Source organism: Ralstonia sp. TCR112 (assembly GCF_007997035.1).
Classification (GTDB): domain Bacteria; phylum Pseudomonadota; class Gammaproteobacteria; order Burkholderiales; family Burkholderiaceae; genus Ralstonia; species Ralstonia edaphi.
The window spans coordinates 1-15,391 of the sequence record NZ_VOSS01000032.1 but is presented as its reverse complement, the minus strand read 5'-3'; the positions used below and the strand labels follow the sequence as shown (position 1 = coordinate 15,391).

General features: G+C 60.2%; 27 protein-coding genes and 2 pseudogenes. All 29 read right to left on the bottom strand.

The features are described from left to right. Nucleotides 1-95 precede the first annotated feature (95 nt). Nucleotides 96-1,076 (bottom strand): DNA-directed RNA polymerase subunit alpha, encoded by a 981-nt coding sequence (locus FUT88_RS11140; RefSeq protein ID WP_004634508.1) that lies wholly within the window; start codon nucleotides 1,074-1,076, stop codon nucleotides 96-98. Nucleotides 1,077-1,316: 240 nt separating this feature from the next. Beyond that, complete coding sequence (gene rpsD / locus FUT88_RS11135) at nucleotides 1,317-1,940, bottom strand: 30S ribosomal protein S4 (RefSeq protein ID WP_147215090.1); 624 nt, start codon at nucleotides 1,938-1,940, stop codon at nucleotides 1,317-1,319. 201 nt (nucleotides 1,941-2,141) lie between these two features. Continuing rightward, nucleotides 2,142-2,542, bottom strand: a pseudogene (gene rpsK / locus FUT88_RS11130) (30S ribosomal protein S11). 24 nt (nucleotides 2,543-2,566) lie between these two features. After that, nucleotides 2,567-2,932, bottom strand: coding sequence for a 30S ribosomal protein S13 (gene rpsM, locus FUT88_RS11125; protein ID WP_004634501.1), 366 nt, complete (start codon nucleotides 2,930-2,932; stop codon nucleotides 2,567-2,569). A gap of 21 nt (nucleotides 2,933-2,953) precedes the next feature. Beyond that, nucleotides 2,954-3,070 (bottom strand): 50S ribosomal protein L36, encoded by a 117-nt coding sequence (rpmJ, locus tag FUT88_RS11120; protein WP_003264141.1) that lies wholly within the window; start codon nucleotides 3,068-3,070, stop codon nucleotides 2,954-2,956. Between the two features lie 30 nt (nucleotides 3,071-3,100). Next, nucleotides 3,101-3,319, bottom strand: a complete 219-nt coding sequence (gene infA, locus FUT88_RS11115) for a translation initiation factor IF-1 (RefSeq protein WP_003264140.1) — start codon at nucleotides 3,317-3,319, stop codon at nucleotides 3,101-3,103. A gap of 26 nt (nucleotides 3,320-3,345) precedes the next feature. After that, the gene (gene secY / locus FUT88_RS11110) at nucleotides 3,346-4,668 is read right to left on the bottom strand and encodes a preprotein translocase subunit SecY (protein ID WP_147215196.1); all 1,323 of its coding nucleotides are present in this window, start codon (nucleotides 4,666-4,668) and stop codon (nucleotides 3,346-3,348) included. A gap of 57 nt (nucleotides 4,669-4,725) precedes the next feature. Continuing rightward, a complete protein-coding gene (rplO, locus tag FUT88_RS11105) occupies nucleotides 4,726-5,157 on the bottom strand; it encodes a 50S ribosomal protein L15 (RefSeq protein WP_024977880.1) in 432 nt (143 codons plus the stop codon). An 18-nt stretch (nucleotides 5,158-5,175) separates the two neighbouring features. After that, on the bottom strand, nucleotides 5,176-5,358 hold the full coding sequence (gene rpmD / locus FUT88_RS11100; protein ID WP_003264137.1) for a 50S ribosomal protein L30: 183 nt from the start codon (nucleotides 5,356-5,358) through the stop codon (nucleotides 5,176-5,178). A 22-nt stretch (nucleotides 5,359-5,380) separates the two neighbouring features. Then, nucleotides 5,381-5,899, bottom strand: coding sequence for a 30S ribosomal protein S5 (rpsE, locus tag FUT88_RS11095; protein WP_004634493.1), 519 nt, complete (start codon nucleotides 5,897-5,899; stop codon nucleotides 5,381-5,383). A 21-nt stretch (nucleotides 5,900-5,920) separates the two neighbouring features. Continuing rightward, nucleotides 5,921-6,277 carry a 50S ribosomal protein L18 gene (gene rplR, locus FUT88_RS11090; RefSeq protein ID WP_004634492.1) on the bottom strand — a complete coding sequence of 119 codons (357 nt, stop codon included), beginning with the start codon at nucleotides 6,275-6,277 and terminating at the stop codon, nucleotides 5,921-5,923. Nucleotides 6,278-6,288: 11 nt separating this feature from the next. Beyond that, on the bottom strand, nucleotides 6,289-6,822 hold the full coding sequence (gene rplF / locus FUT88_RS11085; protein WP_012763152.1) for a 50S ribosomal protein L6: 534 nt from the start codon (nucleotides 6,820-6,822) through the stop codon (nucleotides 6,289-6,291). A 12-nt stretch (nucleotides 6,823-6,834) separates the two neighbouring features. Then, nucleotides 6,835-7,230 (bottom strand): 30S ribosomal protein S8, encoded by a 396-nt coding sequence (gene rpsH, locus FUT88_RS11080; RefSeq protein WP_004634489.1) that lies wholly within the window; start codon nucleotides 7,228-7,230, stop codon nucleotides 6,835-6,837. Between the two features lie 27 nt (nucleotides 7,231-7,257). Continuing rightward, a complete protein-coding gene (rpsN, locus tag FUT88_RS11075; RefSeq protein WP_004634486.1) occupies nucleotides 7,258-7,563 on the bottom strand; it encodes a 30S ribosomal protein S14 in 306 nt (101 codons plus the stop codon). 9 nt (nucleotides 7,564-7,572) lie between these two features. Next, nucleotides 7,573-8,115: a 50S ribosomal protein L5 gene (gene rplE, locus FUT88_RS11070; RefSeq protein ID WP_009241894.1), complete on the bottom strand. Its 543-nt coding sequence runs from the start codon at nucleotides 8,113-8,115 to the stop codon at nucleotides 7,573-7,575. A 26-nt stretch (nucleotides 8,116-8,141) separates the two neighbouring features. After that, complete coding sequence (gene rplX / locus FUT88_RS11065; protein ID WP_009241893.1) at nucleotides 8,142-8,450, bottom strand: 50S ribosomal protein L24; 309 nt, start codon at nucleotides 8,448-8,450, stop codon at nucleotides 8,142-8,144. 11 nt (nucleotides 8,451-8,461) lie between these two features. After that, on the bottom strand, nucleotides 8,462-8,830 hold the full coding sequence (gene rplN / locus FUT88_RS11060) for a 50S ribosomal protein L14 (protein WP_003264129.1): 369 nt from the start codon (nucleotides 8,828-8,830) through the stop codon (nucleotides 8,462-8,464). A gap of 267 nt (nucleotides 8,831-9,097) precedes the next feature. Then, a complete protein-coding gene (rpsQ, locus tag FUT88_RS11055) occupies nucleotides 9,098-9,367 on the bottom strand; it encodes a 30S ribosomal protein S17 (protein WP_004634482.1) in 270 nt (89 codons plus the stop codon). Beyond that, nucleotides 9,364-9,558: a 50S ribosomal protein L29 gene (gene rpmC / locus FUT88_RS11050; protein ID WP_004634481.1), complete on the bottom strand. Its 195-nt coding sequence runs from the start codon at nucleotides 9,556-9,558 to the stop codon at nucleotides 9,364-9,366. Before rpmC ends, rpsQ begins: the two co-directional genes overlap by 4 nt. Nucleotides 9,559-9,570: 12 nt before the next feature. Further along, nucleotides 9,571-9,987: a 50S ribosomal protein L16 gene (gene rplP, locus FUT88_RS11045; RefSeq protein ID WP_003264123.1), complete on the bottom strand. Its 417-nt coding sequence runs from the start codon at nucleotides 9,985-9,987 to the stop codon at nucleotides 9,571-9,573. A 2-nt stretch (nucleotides 9,988-9,989) separates the two neighbouring features. Beyond that, the gene (gene rpsC, locus FUT88_RS11040; protein WP_009241892.1) at nucleotides 9,990-10,778 is read right to left on the bottom strand and encodes a 30S ribosomal protein S3; all 789 of its coding nucleotides are present in this window, start codon (nucleotides 10,776-10,778) and stop codon (nucleotides 9,990-9,992) included. A gap of 9 nt (nucleotides 10,779-10,787) precedes the next feature. Beyond that, nucleotides 10,788-11,117: a 50S ribosomal protein L22 gene (rplV, locus tag FUT88_RS11035; RefSeq protein WP_004634479.1), complete on the bottom strand. Its 330-nt coding sequence runs from the start codon at nucleotides 11,115-11,117 to the stop codon at nucleotides 10,788-10,790. A 9-nt stretch (nucleotides 11,118-11,126) separates the two neighbouring features. Continuing rightward, the gene (rpsS, locus tag FUT88_RS11030) at nucleotides 11,127-11,402 is read right to left on the bottom strand and encodes a 30S ribosomal protein S19 (RefSeq protein ID WP_004634478.1); all 276 of its coding nucleotides are present in this window, start codon (nucleotides 11,400-11,402) and stop codon (nucleotides 11,127-11,129) included. Between the two features lie 21 nt (nucleotides 11,403-11,423). Further along, the gene (rplB, locus tag FUT88_RS11025; RefSeq protein WP_009241891.1) at nucleotides 11,424-12,254 is read right to left on the bottom strand and encodes a 50S ribosomal protein L2; all 831 of its coding nucleotides are present in this window, start codon (nucleotides 12,252-12,254) and stop codon (nucleotides 11,424-11,426) included. A 2-nt stretch (nucleotides 12,255-12,256) separates the two neighbouring features. Next, nucleotides 12,257-12,571 (bottom strand): 50S ribosomal protein L23, encoded by a 315-nt coding sequence (gene rplW, locus FUT88_RS11020; protein WP_004634476.1) that lies wholly within the window; start codon nucleotides 12,569-12,571, stop codon nucleotides 12,257-12,259. Continuing rightward, nucleotides 12,568-13,188 (bottom strand): 50S ribosomal protein L4, encoded by a 621-nt coding sequence (rplD, locus tag FUT88_RS11015; RefSeq protein ID WP_004634475.1) that lies wholly within the window; start codon nucleotides 13,186-13,188, stop codon nucleotides 12,568-12,570. The genes rplW and rplD overlap by 4 nt, the downstream gene beginning before the upstream one ends. An 11-nt stretch (nucleotides 13,189-13,199) precedes the next feature. Next, complete coding sequence (rplC, locus tag FUT88_RS11010; protein ID WP_004634474.1) at nucleotides 13,200-13,853, bottom strand: 50S ribosomal protein L3; 654 nt, start codon at nucleotides 13,851-13,853, stop codon at nucleotides 13,200-13,202. A 284-nt stretch (nucleotides 13,854-14,137) separates the two neighbouring features. Continuing rightward, a complete protein-coding gene (rpsJ, locus tag FUT88_RS11005; RefSeq protein ID WP_004634473.1) occupies nucleotides 14,138-14,449 on the bottom strand; it encodes a 30S ribosomal protein S10 in 312 nt (103 codons plus the stop codon). 107 nt (nucleotides 14,450-14,556) lie between these two features. Beyond that, a pseudogene (locus tag FUT88_RS11000) lies at nucleotides 14,557-15,123 on the bottom strand (EF-Tu/IF-2/RF-3 family GTPase); the annotation flags it as partial. Nucleotides 15,124-15,391: the final 268 nt, after the last annotated feature.

The following is a 15,391-nucleotide window of genomic DNA, read 5'->3' as shown; positions in this document are numbered from 1 at the left end:
ATGGCGTGGCGCGGGCCGGTAGCCTTAACAATATGCCACCCAAACGGCGATGGCGGAAAACCGGCCGATGCTCTCGCATCGGCGACAATGACAACTTACTTCTCGAGACCTGCCGGCGGCCAGTTCTCGAGCTTCATGCCGAGCGTCAGGCCACGCGATGCGAGGACTTCCTTGATCTCGTTGAGCGACTTGCGACCCAGGTTCGGGGTCTTGAGCAGTTCGTTCTCGGTACGCTGAATCAGGTCGCCGATGTAGTAGATGTTTTCGGCCTTCAGGCAGTTGGCCGAACGCACGGTCAGTTCGAGATCGTCGACCGGGCGCAGCAGGATCGGATCGATCTGCGGTGCGCGGGCGGCGGCGGCCTCGGCAGCGCTCTCGGTACCTTCCAGTGCAGCAAACACCGACAGTTGATCAACCAGAATGCGAGCCGACTGGCGAATCGCTTCTTCCGGCGAGATCACACCGTTGGTCTCGATGTTCATCACCAGCTTGTCGAGGTCAGTACGCTGCTCCACACGGGCAGACTCAACTGCGTACGACACGCGCCGCACGGGTGCGAACGAGGCGTCCAGCACGATGCGGCCGATGACCTTGCTCGACTCGTCACCGAACTTGCGCACGTTACCCGGCACGTAGCCGCGGCCTTGCTCGACCTTCAGTTGCAGGTCCAGCTTGCCGCCAGCCGACAGGTTGGCGATCACGTGACCCGGATTGATGATTTCGACATCGTGCGGCAGCTCGATATCGGCGGCGGTCACCACACCTTCGCCTTCCTTGCGCAGCGACACCGTGACTTCATCACGGTTGTGCAGCTTGAACACCACGCCCTTCAGGTTCAGCAGCAGGTTGACGACGTCTTCCTGCACGCCATCGATGGTGGAATATTCGTGGACGACCCCAGCGATCGTGACCTCGGTCGGGGCATAGCCGACCATCGACGACAGCAGCACGCGGCGCAGCGCGTTACCGAGCGTGTGGCCGTAGCCGCGCTCGAACGGTTCCATGACGACCTTCGCGTGATGATCGCCAAGCGGCTCAACCGCAATAATTTTGGGCTTCAGGAGTGCTGTTTGCATTAGGTTGTCCTATTTCAATACCCTCGGCTCGTTACACCGATAAGGCTGACGGATTGGACTGGAAAGGTTCCATCACAAACATTGCGATGGAAGACGCACATGCCGCAATCACGTTGCGGCACGTAACGATTCGGATTGCATCGACACCGAAATACGGCTGGCGCTCGAACACAATGTCGTTGACGATGAGCGTCCCCAAAAAGGCGCACGAGCCCGCACCTTACGGTACGGGCGTCGTCATTAACGCGAATACAGTTCGACGATCAGGCTTTCGTTGATGTCGCCAGCGATATCCGCGCGATCCGGAGCTTGCTTGAAGGTGCCTTCCATCTTCTTGGCATCCACAGAAACCCAGATCGGGAAGCCGGTCTGCTCAGCCAGCGACAGCGATTCAGCAATACGCACTTGCTTCTTCGACTTTTCGCGGACGGCGATCACGTCGCCCGACTTGACCTGAGCCGACGGAACGTTCAAAGCTTGGCCGTTCACCAGGATCGCCTTGTGCGACACCAGTTGACGGGCTTCTGCGCGCGTCGAGCCGAAGCCCATGCGGTAAACGACGTTGTCCAGACGCGACTCCAGCAGTTGCAGCAGGGTTTCACCCGTGTTGCCCTTGCGGCGATCGGCTTCTGCGAAGTAGCGGCGGAATTGACGCTCCAGCACGCCATAGATGCGCTTGACCTTCTGCTTTTCGCGCAGCTGGTTGCCGTAGTCGGAGGTGCGGGCGCCGGAAGTGCGGCCGTGCTGACCAGGCTTGCTGTCCAGCTTGCACTTGTCGGCGAGCGAGCGACGTGCGCTCTTCAAGAAAAGGTCAGTACCTTCACGGCGAGACAGTTTCGCCTTGGGGCCGGTATAGCGTGCCACGTTGTGTTCCTTCGTTATCAGTCATCCGTGGCACACGGCCTCGGATGGTCCGCCGCTCAGCCCCAATAAGAGGGCCGCTGCGAACAGTGGGCTTATGAAAAGACGAAACCCGCCTTCCGGAGAACCGGAAGACAGGCAAGCGGGCAAGTATAGCACCCGCAGACCGACCCCGCCAACAGCAGGCGAGGCCGGCCGAATCGCTTAGATGCGACGGCGCTTCGGCGGACGGCAGCCGTTGTGCGGCACCGGCGTCACGTCTTCGATCAACTGGATCTTGATACCCAGGTTATTCAGCGCACGGACAGCCGATTCACGACCCGGGCCCGGCCCTTGATGCGCACTTCCAGGTTCTTGATGCCTTGGTCCTGCGCCACGCGGCCAGCACTCTCGGCTGCCACCTGAGCAGCGAAAGGCGTCGACTTGCGCGAGCCCTTGAAGCCTTGGCCACCCGAAGTCGCCCACGACAGAGCGTTGCCCTGACGGTCGGTGATCGTGATGATCGTGTTGTTGAACGACGCGTGAACGTGCGCGATGCCGTCGGCGACGTTCTTGCGAACCTTCTTGCGCGCGCGCTGGGCGGCGGTATTCGCTGCTTTTGCCATAGTTCCTATCCTTTACCCGACGGATTACTTCTTGAGCGCGACGCCGGCCTTGCGCGGACCCTTACGGGTACGGGCATTGGTGCGGGTACGCTGACCACGCATCGGCAGGCCCTTACGATGGCGCACGCCACGGTAGCAGCCCAGATCCATCAGGCGCTTGATGTTCATCGTCGTTTCGCGGCGCAGGTCGCCTTCGACGAGGAACTTCTCGATTTCCTTACGGAGCGCGTCCTGGTCCGGATCCGTCAGGTCCTTGACCTTCTTGTCGGTCGGGATACCAGTAGCCTCGCAAATCTTCTGAGCGCGCGAGCGGCCAATACCGTAGATCGCCGTCAGGCCAATCACGGTATGTTTGTGGTTGGGGATGTTGACCCCTGCGATACGTGCCATTCGTCAATCCTCTTTGCGAAATTAGCCTTGGCGCTGCTTATGACGCGGGTCCGACGAGCAGATCACACGCACCACGCCCTTGCGCTTGATGATTTTGCAGTTGCGGCAAATGCGCTTAACAGAAGCCAGCACTTTCATGATTTTCCTCTTCCTTCAATTCCAGTCCGCTCACTTCGCCCGGAATACGATGCGCGCGCGGGACAGATCATACGGGGTCAATTCGACCGTCACCTTGTCCCCGGGCAAGATGCGGATGTAATGCATACGCATCTTGCCGGAAATATGGCCTAACACTACGTGGCCGTTCTCTAGCTTGACGCGAAACGTTGCGTTGGGGAGGTTTTCCAGCACCTCGCCCTGCATCTGGATCACGTCATCTTTAGCCATGTCCCTTCAGGTTCGTGCGATCACTCCTAGCGGAGCGTCAGGTTTCCCTTGAAATTCGCCTTCTTCATCAAAGACTCGTACTGCTGAGACATCACGTAGGACTGCACTTGTGCCATGAAGTCCATCGTGACAACCACGATGATCAACAGAGACGTCCCACCGAAGTAGAACGGCACATTCCAGCGCAGCACCAAGAACTCCGGCAACAGACACACCAGCGTGATGTAGATCGCACCTGCCAGGGTCAAACGCACCAGAATCTTGTCGATATACCGCGTGGTTTGCTCGCCCGGACGGATGCCCGGAATGAACGCCCCACTCTTCTTCAGGTTATCCGCCACTTCGCGGCTGTTATAGACCAGCGCGGTGTAGAAGAAACAGAAGAAAATGATCGCCGCCGCATACAGCAAGATGTACACCGGCTGACCCGGCGACAGCGTTGCTGCCAGATCCTTGACGAACCGTGCAACCGGATTCGTCGAGTTGCCGGCTGTAAACCAGCCCGCGATCGTGGCCGGGAACAGAATGATCGACGATGCAAAGATCGGCGGAATCACCCCAGCCATATTCAACTTCAGCGGCAGATGCGACGACTGTCCGCCATAAATCTTGTTACCAACCTGCCGCTTGGCGTAGTTGACGAGGATCTTGCGCTGGCCGCGTTCAATGAACACGACCACAAACGTCACCGCACCAATAATTGCCACCACCAGGATCGCAGAGAAGATCCCCATCGATCCCGTACGCACCAGCTCAAACAGACCGCCGATCGCGTTGGGCAGCCCTGCAGCGATCCCGCCGAAAATGATGATCGAGATCCCGTTGCCCAGACCGCGCTCGGTGATCTGCTCACCCAGCCACATCAGGAACATCGTGCCCGTCACCAGCGTAATCACCGCGGTTGCCCGGAACATCAGGCCCGGATCCAACACCAGACCCGGCTGCGCTTCAAGTGCCACTGCAATCCCCAGCGCCTGGAACGTTGCCAGGACGACCGTACCGTAGCGCGTGTACTGCGTAATCTTGCGCTGGCCGGCTTGGCCTTCCTTCTTCAACGATTCCAGCTGCGGCAACACGATCGTCAGCAGTTGCATGATGATCGACGCCGAAATGTACGGCATGATCCCCAGCGCAAACACCGTGAAACGCGACAGCGCGCCGCCGGAGAACAGGTTGAACATCCCGAGGATGCCGCCCGACTGCCGTTGGAAAAGCTGCGCCAGTTGATCCGGATCGATACCCGGCACAGGAATGTGCGCGCCGATCCGGTACACCAGCAATGCCAGAACCAGGAACACCAGCCGACGGCGAAGATCGCCGTACTTGGCCGTGTTCTTGGCCTGGGCCATCACATTAGGTTTCGCCGTGGCCAAACGGATGCTCCGTCAGTGTAAAACAGCAGGCTATTAGGCCAGCGAGCCACCAGCCGCTTCGATTGCGGCTTTCGCCCCAGCCGTCGCGCCGATACCCTTCAGAGTTACCTTCTTGTCGATTTCGCCCGACAGGATCACCTTGGCGCTCTTGACCATCTCGCCAACGAGGCCGGCTTGCTTGAGGGACAGCAGATCGATTTCTTCGATCGGCAGGCCCGCCAGGTCGCCCAGACGCACTTCAGCGGTGAATTCCTTGGTCAGCGAGGTGAAACCGCGCTTGGGCAGACGACGATGCAGGGGCATCTGGCCGCCTTCGAAGCCGACCTTGTGGAAACCACCCGAACGCGACTTCTGACCCTTGTGACCACGACCAGCCGTCTTGCCCAGGCCCGAACCAATACCGCGACCAACGCGGCGCTTGGCGTGCTTGGAGCCGGCTGCCGGCTTCAGGTTATTCAGTTGCATGCTCTTCTCCGTCTTGCCTTAGCCGATGACCTTGACCAGGTAGGACACCTTGTTGATCATGCCGCGCACTGCGGGCGTGTCCTGCAATTCGGACACCGAGTTCATGCGGCGCAGGCCCAGGCCGCGCACCGTGGCGCGGTGGTCTTCGCGCGTACCGATCAGGCTGCGCACGAGTTGGACTTTCACGGTTTTCTGCGACATATCGTTCACCTATCCCTTCGGCTTAGCCGAGGATCTCTTCGACCGACTTGCCACGCTTGGCAGCAACTTCGGCCGGGGTGCTCATCTTGCGCAGGCCATCCAGCGTTGCGCGCACCATGTTGTAAGGATTGGTCGAACCGTGCGACTTGGTCACGATGTTCGTCACGCCCATCACTTCGAAGATGGCGCGCATCGGACCGCCGGCGATCACGCCAGTACCGTCCTTCGCGGGCATCATCTGCACCTTTGCGGCGCCATGCTTGCCAACCACTTCGTGCTGCAGCGTACCGTTCTTCAGCGGGACCTTGACCATCTTACGACGGGCTTCGTCCATTGCCTTCTGCACGGCCACCGGGACTTCCTTAGCCTTACCCTTGCCCATGCCGATACGGCCGTCGCCGTCGCCGACCACAGTCAGAGCGGCGAAACCGAGAATCCGGCCGCCCTTGACCACCTTGGTCACACGGTTGACCGCGATCATCTTCTCGCGAAGACCGTCGTCGCGTTCGTCCCCTTGGACCTTAGGTTGAATTTTTGCCATGACGATATCCTCTATGCCGGCTTAGAACTTCAGGCCAGCTTCGCGTGCCGCGTCGGCCAGAGCCTTCACGCGACCGTGATAACGGAAACCCGAGCGATCGAACGCCACGGCTTCGATGCCGGCAGCCTTCGCCTTCTCAGCGATACGCTTACCCACCAGGGTGGCAGCAGCGGTGTTGCCACCGTTGCCGTTCAGTTCCTTGCGGACTTCGGCTTCCGCAGTCGAGGCCGAAGCCAGGACCTTGGTGCCATCTTCCGAGAAGACCTGCGCATAAATGTGCAGGTTCGTACGGTGCACAGCCAGACGGGCGACGCTCAGTTCCGCAATTTTCAGGCGGGTCTGACGTGCACGGCGCAGACGCGAGTCATTTTTGTTCATGATGTGCACCCTTACTTCTTCTTGGTTTCCTTCAGGATCACACGCTCGTCGGCGTAGCGCACACCCTTGCCCTTGTAGGGCTCCGGCGGACGATAACCACGCACTTCGGCGGCGACCTGACCAACTTTTTGCTTGTCCGAACCCTTGATGATGATTTCGGTCTGCGTCGGCGTTTCCGCCTTCACGCCTTCCGGCATCTCATGGATCACGTCGTGCGAGAAACCGAGTTGCAGCTTCAGAGCGGTGCCCTGAACCGATGCACGGTAACCCACGCCGACCAGGTTCAGCTTGCGCTCGAAGCCCGTCGTCACACCCTTGACCATGTTGGCCGTCAGGGCGCGCATCGTACCTTGCAGCGCATTGGCTTCACGCGACTCATCTGCCGGCGCGAACGTGATCGTGCCGTTGTCGGTGGTGACCTTTACCAGCGAGTGGATCGGCTGCGTCAGGGTGCCCAGCGGGCCCTTGACGGTCAGCAGACCACCAGCGAAATTGACTTCGGCGCCCTTGGGCAGCGCGATGGGAGCCTTACCTACGCGAGACATGGTTCCCCTCCCTTAGGCGACGTAGCAAATGACTTCGCCACCGACACCGGTTGCGCGGGCGCGGCGGTCCGTCATCAGACCCTGCGGGGTCGAGATGATGGCGACACCCAGGCCGTTCATCACTTGCGGGATTTCGTTACGGCCCTTGTACACACGCAGACCAGGCTTCGAGACGCGCTCCAGGCGCTCGATGACCGGGCGGCCAGCGTAGTACTTCAGACCAATCGTCAGCGTGGACTTGCCACCCTGCTCGGTCACGGCGAATTCGTCGATGTAGCCTTCGTCCTTCAGGACTTTGGCGATTGCCACCTTCAGCTTCGACGACGGCATGACCACCGACGCTTTTTCCACCGCTTGCGCGTTGCGGATACGCGTCAGCATATCGGCGATCGGATCGCTCATGCTCATACTGTTTCTCCTGTAGCCTGTGCGTGATTACCAGCTGGCTTTCGTCAGACCCGGGATCTCGCCCTTGAAGGCGATCTCGCGGAGCTTGTTACGCGCCAGGCCGAACTTACGGAACGTACCGCGGGGACGACCGGTGATCGAGCAGCGGTTGCGCTGACGAGTCGGATTTGCATTGCGCGGCAGCGCTTGCAGCTTCAGACGCGCTTCATAGCGCTCTTCTTCCGACTTGCTTTGGTCGGCCACGATGGCTTCGAGAGCGGCGCGCTTCTCAGCGTACTTGGCCACGAGCTTGGCACGCTTCTTCTCGCGTTCGATCAGAGACAATTTAGCCACGGTAACCCCTTAATTACGGAACGGGAACTTGAACGCGTTGAGGAGCGCCTTCGCTTCCTCATCGTTCTTCGCAGTCGTCGTGATGCTGATGTTCAGACCACGGAGTGCGTCGATCTTGTCGTACTCGATCTCGGGGAAAATGATCTGCTCTTTCACACCGATGTTGTAGTTGCCACGACCATCGAACGCCTTGCCCGACACACCACGGAAGTCGCGCACGCGGGGCAGCGACACGGTGATGAAGCGGTCCAGGAATTCATACATACGTTGGCCACGCAGCGTGACCATCGTACCGATCGGGTAACCCTGGCGAATCTTGAAGCCGGCGATAGCCTTGCGGGCCTTCGTCACGATGGGCTTCTGGCCAGCTATCTTGATCAGGTCGCCGGTGGCGTGCTCAATGACTTTCTTGTCATTGATGGCTTCGCCAAGACCCATGTTCAGGGTGATCTTGGTGATGCGCGGCACTTCCATCACGGACTTGTAACCGAACTGCTTGATCAGCTCGGGCACAACCTTCTCTTTGTAAAACTCTTGCAGACGTGCAGTCATGCTCAACTCCTCTCTATTGCCCAGAATCAAGCGCCGACGGCAGCACCAGTGGTCTTCAGCACGCGCGTCTTCACGCCGCCTTCAACCTTGATGCCGACGCGCGACGGCTTGCCATTGGCATCCACGAGCGCAACGTTCGAAATATGGATGGGCATGACCTTGTCGACCACACCACCCGTGGTACCCAGCATCGGGTTCGGGCGCACGTGCTTCTTGGCAACGTTCACGCCTTCAACCGTCACATGCTCGGCGAGCACGGCCAGCACAGTACCTTGCTTGCCCTTGTCTTTACCGGTACGGACGATGACGCGATCGCCCTTGCGAATCTTGTTCATGCGGCCTCCGATTACAGCACTTCCGGCGCGAGCGACACGATCTTCATGAAGCGCTCGGTACGGAGTTCGCGAGTGACCGGCCCGAAAATACGGGTGCCGATCGGCTCAAGCTTGGTGTTCAGCAGCACGGCGGCATTGCCGTCGAACTTGATGAGCGAGCCGTCGGGACGGCGCACGCCCTTGGCGGTACGCACCACCACGGCGTTGTAGATATCGCCCTTCTTCACGCGACCACGCGGGGCAGCATCCTTGACGCTGACCTTGATGATGTCGCCGACGCTGGCGTAGCGGCGCTTCGAACCGCCCAGCACCTTGATGCACATGACTTCACGCGCACCCGTGTTATCGGCCACTTCGAGCCGGCTTTCTGTCTGAATCATGGTGTTCTCGTCCCAACTTAATTCGCCAGACGCACAATGCGCAGAGGCGATCAGTCTTGGTCCCGCCGGCTGCTGGCATTGCGCCAACTGCGATTGGGTTGATCAACTTGAAGTCGGTAGCTGCCCGACGGCGATTGCCGCCTGGCCCATTCGCTTTTCCCCTTCACCCGAGCCACCAGCATATCTACCGGCCACCCTCACAAAGGGAAAGACCGAGACTATATCACATAATCTCGGTCTTGCAACAGCAAACTGCTCGCTGTTGTTTTAGATCACGCGTGCAGCTTCGAGCAGACGCGACACCACCCACGACTTGGTGCGGGAGAGAGGACGCGATTCCGTGATCTCGACCTTGTCGCCTTCGTTGTACTGGTTGGCTTCGTCGTGCGCATGGTACTTCTTCGAGCGCACCACGTACTTGCCGTACAGCGGATGCTTGACGCGGTTTTCGATCAGGACCGTGACGGTCTTGTCCATCTTGTTGCTGACAACGCGACCGACGAGCGTGCGCTTCAGGGACGTTGCGGCTTCAGTCATTTCTGGTTCCCCTTCTGGCCCAGCACGGTGCGGACACGCGCGATGTCACGACGCACCTTCTTCAGCTGGCTGGTGTTCTGCAGCTGTTGCGTCGCTTTTTGCATGCGCAGGCCAAATTGGGCCTTCAGCAGCTCGGAGAGCTCCTGGTTCAGCCCGGCGACATCTTTGTCGCGCAGTTCGGATGCTTTCATGGTGTGTGCTCCTTACGTTCCGACCTGACGCACCACGAAGCTGGTCGCGATCGGCAGCTTGGCAGCGGCCAGGCGGAATGCCTCGCGTGCCAGTTCTTCGCCAACGCCGTCCATTTCGTACAGCATCTTGCCCGGCTGAATTTCAGCCACGTAGTATTCCGGGTTGCCCTTACCGTTACCCATACGGACTTCGGCAGGCTTCTTCGAGATCGGCTTGTCCGGGAAAATCCGGATCCAAATGCGGCCGCCACGCTTGATGTGACGGGTCATCGCACGACGGGCCGACTCAATCTGACGCGCGGTCAGACGGCCGCGGCCCATCGCCTTCAGACCGAACTCGCCGAACGAGACTGCGTTGCCGCGCGTCGCGATACCGGTGTTGCGGCCCTTCTGCTCCTTGCGGTACTTCCTGCGCTTAGGTTGCAGCATGTTTATTCTCCAGTCTTGGCGTCGGCGCCACGACGGGCACCTGCACCAGCACCGCGGCGCTGACCGGCCGGGCGACCTTCGCCCTCACGGCGACGACCTTCCGGGCGACCCGGACGCTTGCGACGCTCTTCTTGCGGCTCTTCCACGACAGGTGCGTCGTTGCGACCGAGGTGGTCGCCCTTGTACACCCACACCTTGACACCGATGATGCCGTAGGTGGTTTCCGCTTCGGAGAATCCGTAGTCGATATCGGCGCGCAGCGTGTGCAGGGGCACACGGCCTTCGCGGTACCACTCGGTACGGGCGATTTCGATGCCGTTCAGACGGCCCGAGCTCATGATCTTGATGCCTTGGGCACCCAGACGCATCGCGTTCTGCATCGCGCGCTTCATTGCGCGACGGAACATGATGCGGCGCTCGAGCTGCTGCGTGATCGAATCGGCGATCAGCTGTGCATCGACTTCCGGCTTGCGGATTTCCTCGATGTTCACGTGCACGGGCACGCCCATGCGACGCTGCAGCTCAGCCTTCAGCAGTTCGATGTCCTCGCCCTTCTTGCCGATCACCACGCCCGGACGCGAGCTGTAAATGGTGATACGGGCATTCTTGGCCGGACGCTCGATGACCACGCGGCCCACCGACGCGTTCTTCAGCTTCTTCTTCAGAAACTCGCGAACCTCGATGTCTTCCTTGAGCATGCCGGCAAACTGGGTGTTGCTCGCGTACCAACGCGATGCCCAGTTACGGCTGACAGCCAGACGGAAGCCAGTCGGATGAATCTTCTGTCCCATCGTGACCCCTTAGTTGCCCAGCGTCACAGTGATGTGACAGGTTTGTTTCTCGATGCGGTTGCCACGGCCCTTCGCACGCGCCGTGAAGCGCTTGAGCGACGTGGCCTTGTCGATGTAGATCGACTTGACCTTCAGCTCGTCGATATCGGCGCCTTCATTGTGCTCGGCGTTCGCGATGGCGGACTCAACCACCTTCTTCACGATGCCAGCCGCCTTCTTCGGGCTGAACGTCAGCACGTTGAGCGCGCGCTCGATCGACAGGCCGCGGATCTGGTCAGCAACCAGGCGCGTCTTCTGTGCGGAGATACGGGCGCCGCGATGAATCGCTTTAACTTCCATGATTGCCCCTTATCGCTTCGCTTTCTTGTCGGCAGCGTGGCCCTTGAACGTACGCGTGAGCGCAAATTCGCCGAGCTTGTGGCCAACCATGTTTTCCGTGACATACACGGGCACGTGCTGACGACCGTTATGAACGGCGATCGTCAGGCCGATGAAGTCCGGCAGAATGGTCGAACGACGCGACCAAGTCTTGATGGGCTTCTTGTCCTTCGTTTGCACTGCCGCCTCAACCTTCTTCAGCAGGTGGGCGTCAATGAAAGGACCCTTTTTTACGGAACGAGTCATATCTAAGCTCCTACCTACCGATTAACGCTTGTGACGGCGCTGAACGATCATGCTGTCAGTGCGCTTGTTACGACGGGTGCGGTAGCCCTTGGTCGGCGTGCCCCACGGGGACACCGGATCACGGCCAGCAGCAGTCTTACCTTCACCACCACCATGCGGGTGATCGACCGGGTTCATCACCACACCGCGAACGGTCGGGCGAATGCCGCGCCAACGGGTTGCACCGGCCTTACCGATCTGGCGCAGGCTGTGCTCTTCGTTGCCAACTTCACCAATGGTCGCGCGGCACTCGATGTGCACACGGCGCACTTCACCCGAGCGCAGACGCACTTGAGCGTAGATGCCTTCGCGAGCCAGCAGCACAGCGGACGTACCGGCCGAACGGGCGACTTGAGCGCCCTTGCCCGGCAGGATTTCCACGCAGTGGATCGTCGTACCGACCGGGATGTTGCGGATCGGCAGGTTGTTACCGGCCTTGATCGGCGCTTCCGAGCCGTTGGCGATGGCTTGGCCAACCACAGCGCCCTTCGGGGCGATGATGTAGCGGCGCTCGCCATCAGCGAACAGCACGAGCGCGATGTTGGCGCTACGGTTCGGATCGTATTCCAGGCGTTCGATCTTGGCCGGGATACCGTCCTTGTCGTTACGCTTGAAGTCGACGATGCGATAGTGATGCTTGTGACCACCACCCTTGTGACGGGTGGTGATGTGGCCGTTGTTGTTACGACCCGACTTCTGGATTTGCTTTTCCAGCAGCGGGGCGTGCGGCGCGCCCTTGTGAAGGTCGGGGTTAACGACCTTCACCATCGAGCGGCGGCCCGGCGATGTCGGCTTGGTTTTGACGAGTGCCATGATTACTTGGCCTCCGCTTCAAAATTGATTTCCTGGCCCGGCTTCAGCGAGACATAGGCCTTCTTCACGTGGTCACGACGACCCATGAAGCGACCGAAGCGCTTTTGCTTGCCCTTCTGGTTCAGGATCTGGACGGACTCGACTTCGACCTTGAACAGCAGCTCGACAGCAGCCTTCACTTCGCCCTTGTTGGCGTCGCGAGCCACTTCGAACACGACCTGTTCGTTCTTCTCGGCCACCAGGGTTGCCTTTTCAGACACCACAGGCGCCAGCAGCACCTGCATCAGGCGATGGTCGTTCTTGGCAACTTGCGTCATTTCAGCAACTCCTCGATCTGCGCGACGGCTGCCTTGGTCACGAGCACCTTCTTGTAGTGCACGAGCGACAGCGGGTCGGCGTGACGCGGCTCAACCACGAGCACATGCGCCAGGTTGCGCGATGCCAGGAAGAGGTTTTCGTCCAGGTTATCGGTAATCACGAGCACCGAATCCAGGCCCATGGCGCGGAACTTGTCGGCCAGCAGCTTGGTTTTGGGCGCGTCGACGGACAGGCTGTCAACGACGTTGATGCGACCTTCACGGGCGAGCTGCGAATAAATCGAGCGCATGCCGGCGCGGTACATCTTCTTGTTGACCTTCTGCGAGAAGTTTTCTTCCGGGCTGTTCGGGAAGATACGACCACCCCCGCGCCACAGCGGGGAGGAGCTCATACCTGCACGGGCGCGGCCCGTACCCTTTTGACGCCACGGCTTCTTGGTCGTGTGCTTGACCTCTTCACGGTCCTTCTGCTTACGGTTACCGCTGCGAGCGTTGGCCTGGTAAGCGACGACGACTTGGTGAACGAGGGCTTCGTTGTAGTCACGGCCGAACACTTCCGGCGAGGCAGCAACGCCGGCGCCGAGTTGACCGTTGTCCTGGAGCAGCTTCAGTTCCATGCGTTTGCTCCTTATGCCTTCTTGGCGCGGGCCTTCACGGCCGGCGTGACGATGACTTGACCGCCCTTGGCGCCCGGAATCGCGCCCTTGACCAGCAGCAGCTTGCGCTCTGCGTCGATCTTGGCGATTTCCAGATTCTGAACGGTACGGGTGACGTCACCCATGTGACCGGTCATGCGCTTACCCGGGAACACGCGACCCGGATCCTGCGCCATACCGATCGAGCCCGGCACGTTGTGCGAGCGCGAGTTACCGTGCGAGGCGCGGCCCGACGAGAAGTTGTAACGCTTGATGGTACCGGCGTAGCCCTTACCAATCGTCACACCCTGAACATCGATCTTCTGACCGACTTCGAACAGGTCGACGCTGATGTTCGCGCCAGGCTGGAATTCAGCGGCACGAGCGGCATCCACTCGGAATTCTTTGATGACTTCGCCCGCTTCCACGCCGGCTTTGGCGAGATGACCCGCCAGCGGCTTGGTGACGCGGCTGGCGCGTCGGGTGCCGAAGGTGACTTGAACCGCGGTATAACCGTCGGTCTCGTCCGTCTTGATTTGCGTCACGCGGTTGTCGCCGACCTCGAGCACGGTGACGGGAATCGAATCGCCGTCGTCCGTGAAAATACGGGTCATGCCAACCTTGCGACCTACAAGGCCAAGGCTCATGGTTTGCTCCATTCCCAGCTGCGATTGGCCGGGGCTGATTGATACTACGAATCTTGAACTGGACTGCGCCTAAAGAGACGGCGCGAGGCCAAATGGCCAGCCCACTCCCCTGACTAAAGGGGTAGCCCTACAATATATCCCGGTTACGAACAATATGCAAGGCCGATTGCCGGATAGCGCCCGAACGTCGTGTGCAATGCAACATCCGCCACCTCAAAAGCAAAACGGCGAGCACTTGGCTCGCCGCTTGCCCGTTACCGGAGTGACCGGCAGCGTTGTCTTGCTTATTGCAGCTTGATCTCGACGTCCACGCCAGCCGGCAGATCCAGCTTCATCAGCGCATCGACGGTCTTGTCCGTCGGATCGACGATGTCCATCAGGCGCTGGTGCGTGCGGATTTCGAACTGGTCGCGGCTGGTCTTGTTGACGTGCGGCGAACGCAGAACGTCGAAACGCTGGATGCGGGTCGGCAGGGGCACCGGGCCCTTGACGATCGCGCCGGTGCGCTTGGCGGTTTCAACGATTTCAGCGGCCGACTGGTCGATCAGGCGATAGTCGAAAGCCTTCAGGCGGATACGGATCTTCTGGTTCTGCATGATGTTTCCTTAAAGAGCATGGCGGCCAGGCCGCCGGTAGATTGAAAGAGCGATGCTACAGGCGATGCGCCGCACCCCTTACGAGGAACAGCGCATCGATCCGCCTTTTACTTCAGGATCTTGGCAACGACGCCAGCACCCACGGTACGGCCGCCTTCACGGATAGCGAAGCGCAGGCCTTCTTCCATGGCGATCGGGGCGATCAGCTTGACGGTGATCGACACGTTGTCGCCCGGCATGACCATTTCCTTGCCTTCCGGCAGGGCGATCGAGCCAGTCACGTCCGTCGTACGGAAGTAGAACTGCGGACGGTAGTTGTTGAAGAACGGCGTGTGACGGCCGCCTTCGTCCTTCGACAGGATGTAGACCTCGCCCGTGAATTCGGTGTGCGGCTTGATCGAGCCCGGCTTGGCCAGCACTTGGCCGCGCTGAACGTCTTCGCGCTTCGTGCCGCGCAGCAGAATACCGACGTTGTCGCCTGCTTGACCTTGGTCCAGCAGCTTGCGGAACATTTCCACGCCCGTGCAGGTCGTCTTGTCGATCTTCGGCTTGTCGCCGTCCATGGCGATACCGACGATTTCGATTTCTTCGCCGACCTTGATGATGCCGCGCTCGATACGGCCGGTCACCACGGTGCCGCGACCCGAGATCGAGAACACGTCTTCCACCGGCATTCCACCGGTTCGTGCTCGTCGACCCGGTGACCGGCGCCCGATGCCAACGCGCGCTACCGCCTGTTCCTGCCCGACCACACCATCGCCGGCAAGCCGCCGCGCGAGGGCGAAACCAACAGCGTGATCTTCGGCACCACTGACAGCGCCGGGCGCACCGCCAAGGTCCGGCTGCCGAAGCGCTATGCGGCGGCACGCTGGGTGCTCATCCGGTGGGTCGGCCATGGTGAGCTTGGCGAATCGTTCCGCTTGGTCGATTCCCTCGGCGGCA

What these genes read in the sequence shown, in the direction of transcription:
- rpsQ (WP_004634482.1), bottom strand. Translation starts at nt 9,367, where the DNA reads ATGACTGAAGCCGCAACGTCCCTGAAGCGCACGCTCGTCGGTCGCGTT.
- rplR (WP_004634492.1), bottom strand. Translation starts at nt 6,277, where the DNA reads ATGAACAAAAATGACTCGCGTCTGCGCCGTGCACGTCAGACCCGCCTG.
- rpsE (WP_004634493.1), bottom strand. Translation starts at nt 5,899, where the DNA reads ATGGCAAAAATTCAACCTAAGGTCCAAGGGGACGAACGCGACGACGGT.
- rplD (WP_004634475.1), bottom strand. Translation starts at nt 13,188, where the DNA reads ATGGAACTGAAGCTGCTCCAGGACAACGGTCAACTCGGCGCCGGCGTT.
- rplN (WP_003264129.1), bottom strand. Translation starts at nt 8,830, where the DNA reads ATGATTCAGACAGAAAGCCGGCTCGAAGTGGCCGATAACACGGGTGCG.
- rpsM (WP_004634501.1), bottom strand. Translation starts at nt 2,932, where the DNA reads ATGGCACGTATCGCAGGGGTCAACATCCCCAACCACAAACATACCGTG.
- rpsJ (WP_004634473.1), bottom strand. Translation starts at nt 14,449, where the DNA reads ATGCAGAACCAGAAGATCCGTATCCGCCTGAAGGCTTTCGACTATCGC.
- rpmJ (WP_003264141.1), bottom strand. Translation starts at nt 3,070, where the DNA reads ATGAAAGTGCTGGCTTCTGTTAAGCGCATTTGCCGCAACTGCAAAATC.
- rplE (WP_009241894.1), bottom strand. Translation starts at nt 8,115, where the DNA reads ATGACTGCACGTCTGCAAGAGTTTTACAAAGAGAAGGTTGTGCCCGAG.
- rplC (WP_004634474.1), bottom strand. Translation starts at nt 13,853, where the DNA reads ATGAGCCTTGGCCTTGTAGGTCGCAAGGTTGGCATGACCCGTATTTTC.
- infA (WP_003264140.1), bottom strand. Translation starts at nt 3,319, where the DNA reads ATGGCTAAAGATGACGTGATCCAGATGCAGGGCGAGGTGCTGGAAAAC.
- rpmC (WP_004634481.1), bottom strand. Translation starts at nt 9,558, where the DNA reads ATGAAAGCATCCGAACTGCGCGACAAAGATGTCGCCGGGCTGAACCAG.
- rplF (WP_012763152.1), bottom strand. Translation starts at nt 6,822, where the DNA reads ATGTCTCGCGTAGGTAAGGCTCCCATCGCGCTGCCCAAGGGCGCCGAA.
- FUT88_RS11140 (WP_004634508.1), bottom strand. Translation starts at nt 1,076, where the DNA reads ATGCAAACAGCACTCCTGAAGCCCAAAATTATTGCGGTTGAGCCGCTT.
- rpsC (WP_009241892.1), bottom strand. Translation starts at nt 10,778, where the DNA reads ATGGGACAGAAGATTCATCCGACTGGCTTCCGTCTGGCTGTCAGCCGT.
- secY (WP_147215196.1), bottom strand. Translation starts at nt 4,668, where the DNA reads ATGGCCCAGGCCAAGAACACGGCCAAGTACGGCGATCTTCGCCGTCGG.
- rpsH (WP_004634489.1), bottom strand. Translation starts at nt 7,230, where the DNA reads ATGAGCATGAGCGATCCGATCGCCGATATGCTGACGCGTATCCGCAAC.
- rpsS (WP_004634478.1), bottom strand. Translation starts at nt 11,402, where the DNA reads ATGACTCGTTCCGTAAAAAAGGGTCCTTTCATTGACGCCCACCTGCTG.
- rplV (WP_004634479.1), bottom strand. Translation starts at nt 11,117, where the DNA reads ATGGAAGTTAAAGCGATTCATCGCGGCGCCCGTATCTCCGCACAGAAG.
- rplP (WP_003264123.1), bottom strand. Translation starts at nt 9,987, where the DNA reads ATGCTGCAACCTAAGCGCAGGAAGTACCGCAAGGAGCAGAAGGGCCGC.
- rpmD (WP_003264137.1), bottom strand. Translation starts at nt 5,358, where the DNA reads ATGTCGCAGAAAACCGTGAAAGTCCAACTCGTGCGCAGCCTGATCGGT.
- rplW (WP_004634476.1), bottom strand. Translation starts at nt 12,571, where the DNA reads ATGACGCAAGTTGCCAAGAACGACCATCGCCTGATGCAGGTGCTGCTG.
- rplB (WP_009241891.1), bottom strand. Translation starts at nt 12,254, where the DNA reads ATGGCACTCGTCAAAACCAAGCCGACATCGCCGGGCCGCCGCTCGATG.
- rplO (WP_024977880.1), bottom strand. Translation starts at nt 5,157, where the DNA reads ATGCAACTGAATAACCTGAAGCCGGCAGCCGGCTCCAAGCACGCCAAG.
- rplX (WP_009241893.1), bottom strand. Translation starts at nt 8,450, where the DNA reads ATGAACAAGATTCGCAAGGGCGATCGCGTCATCGTCCGTACCGGTAAA.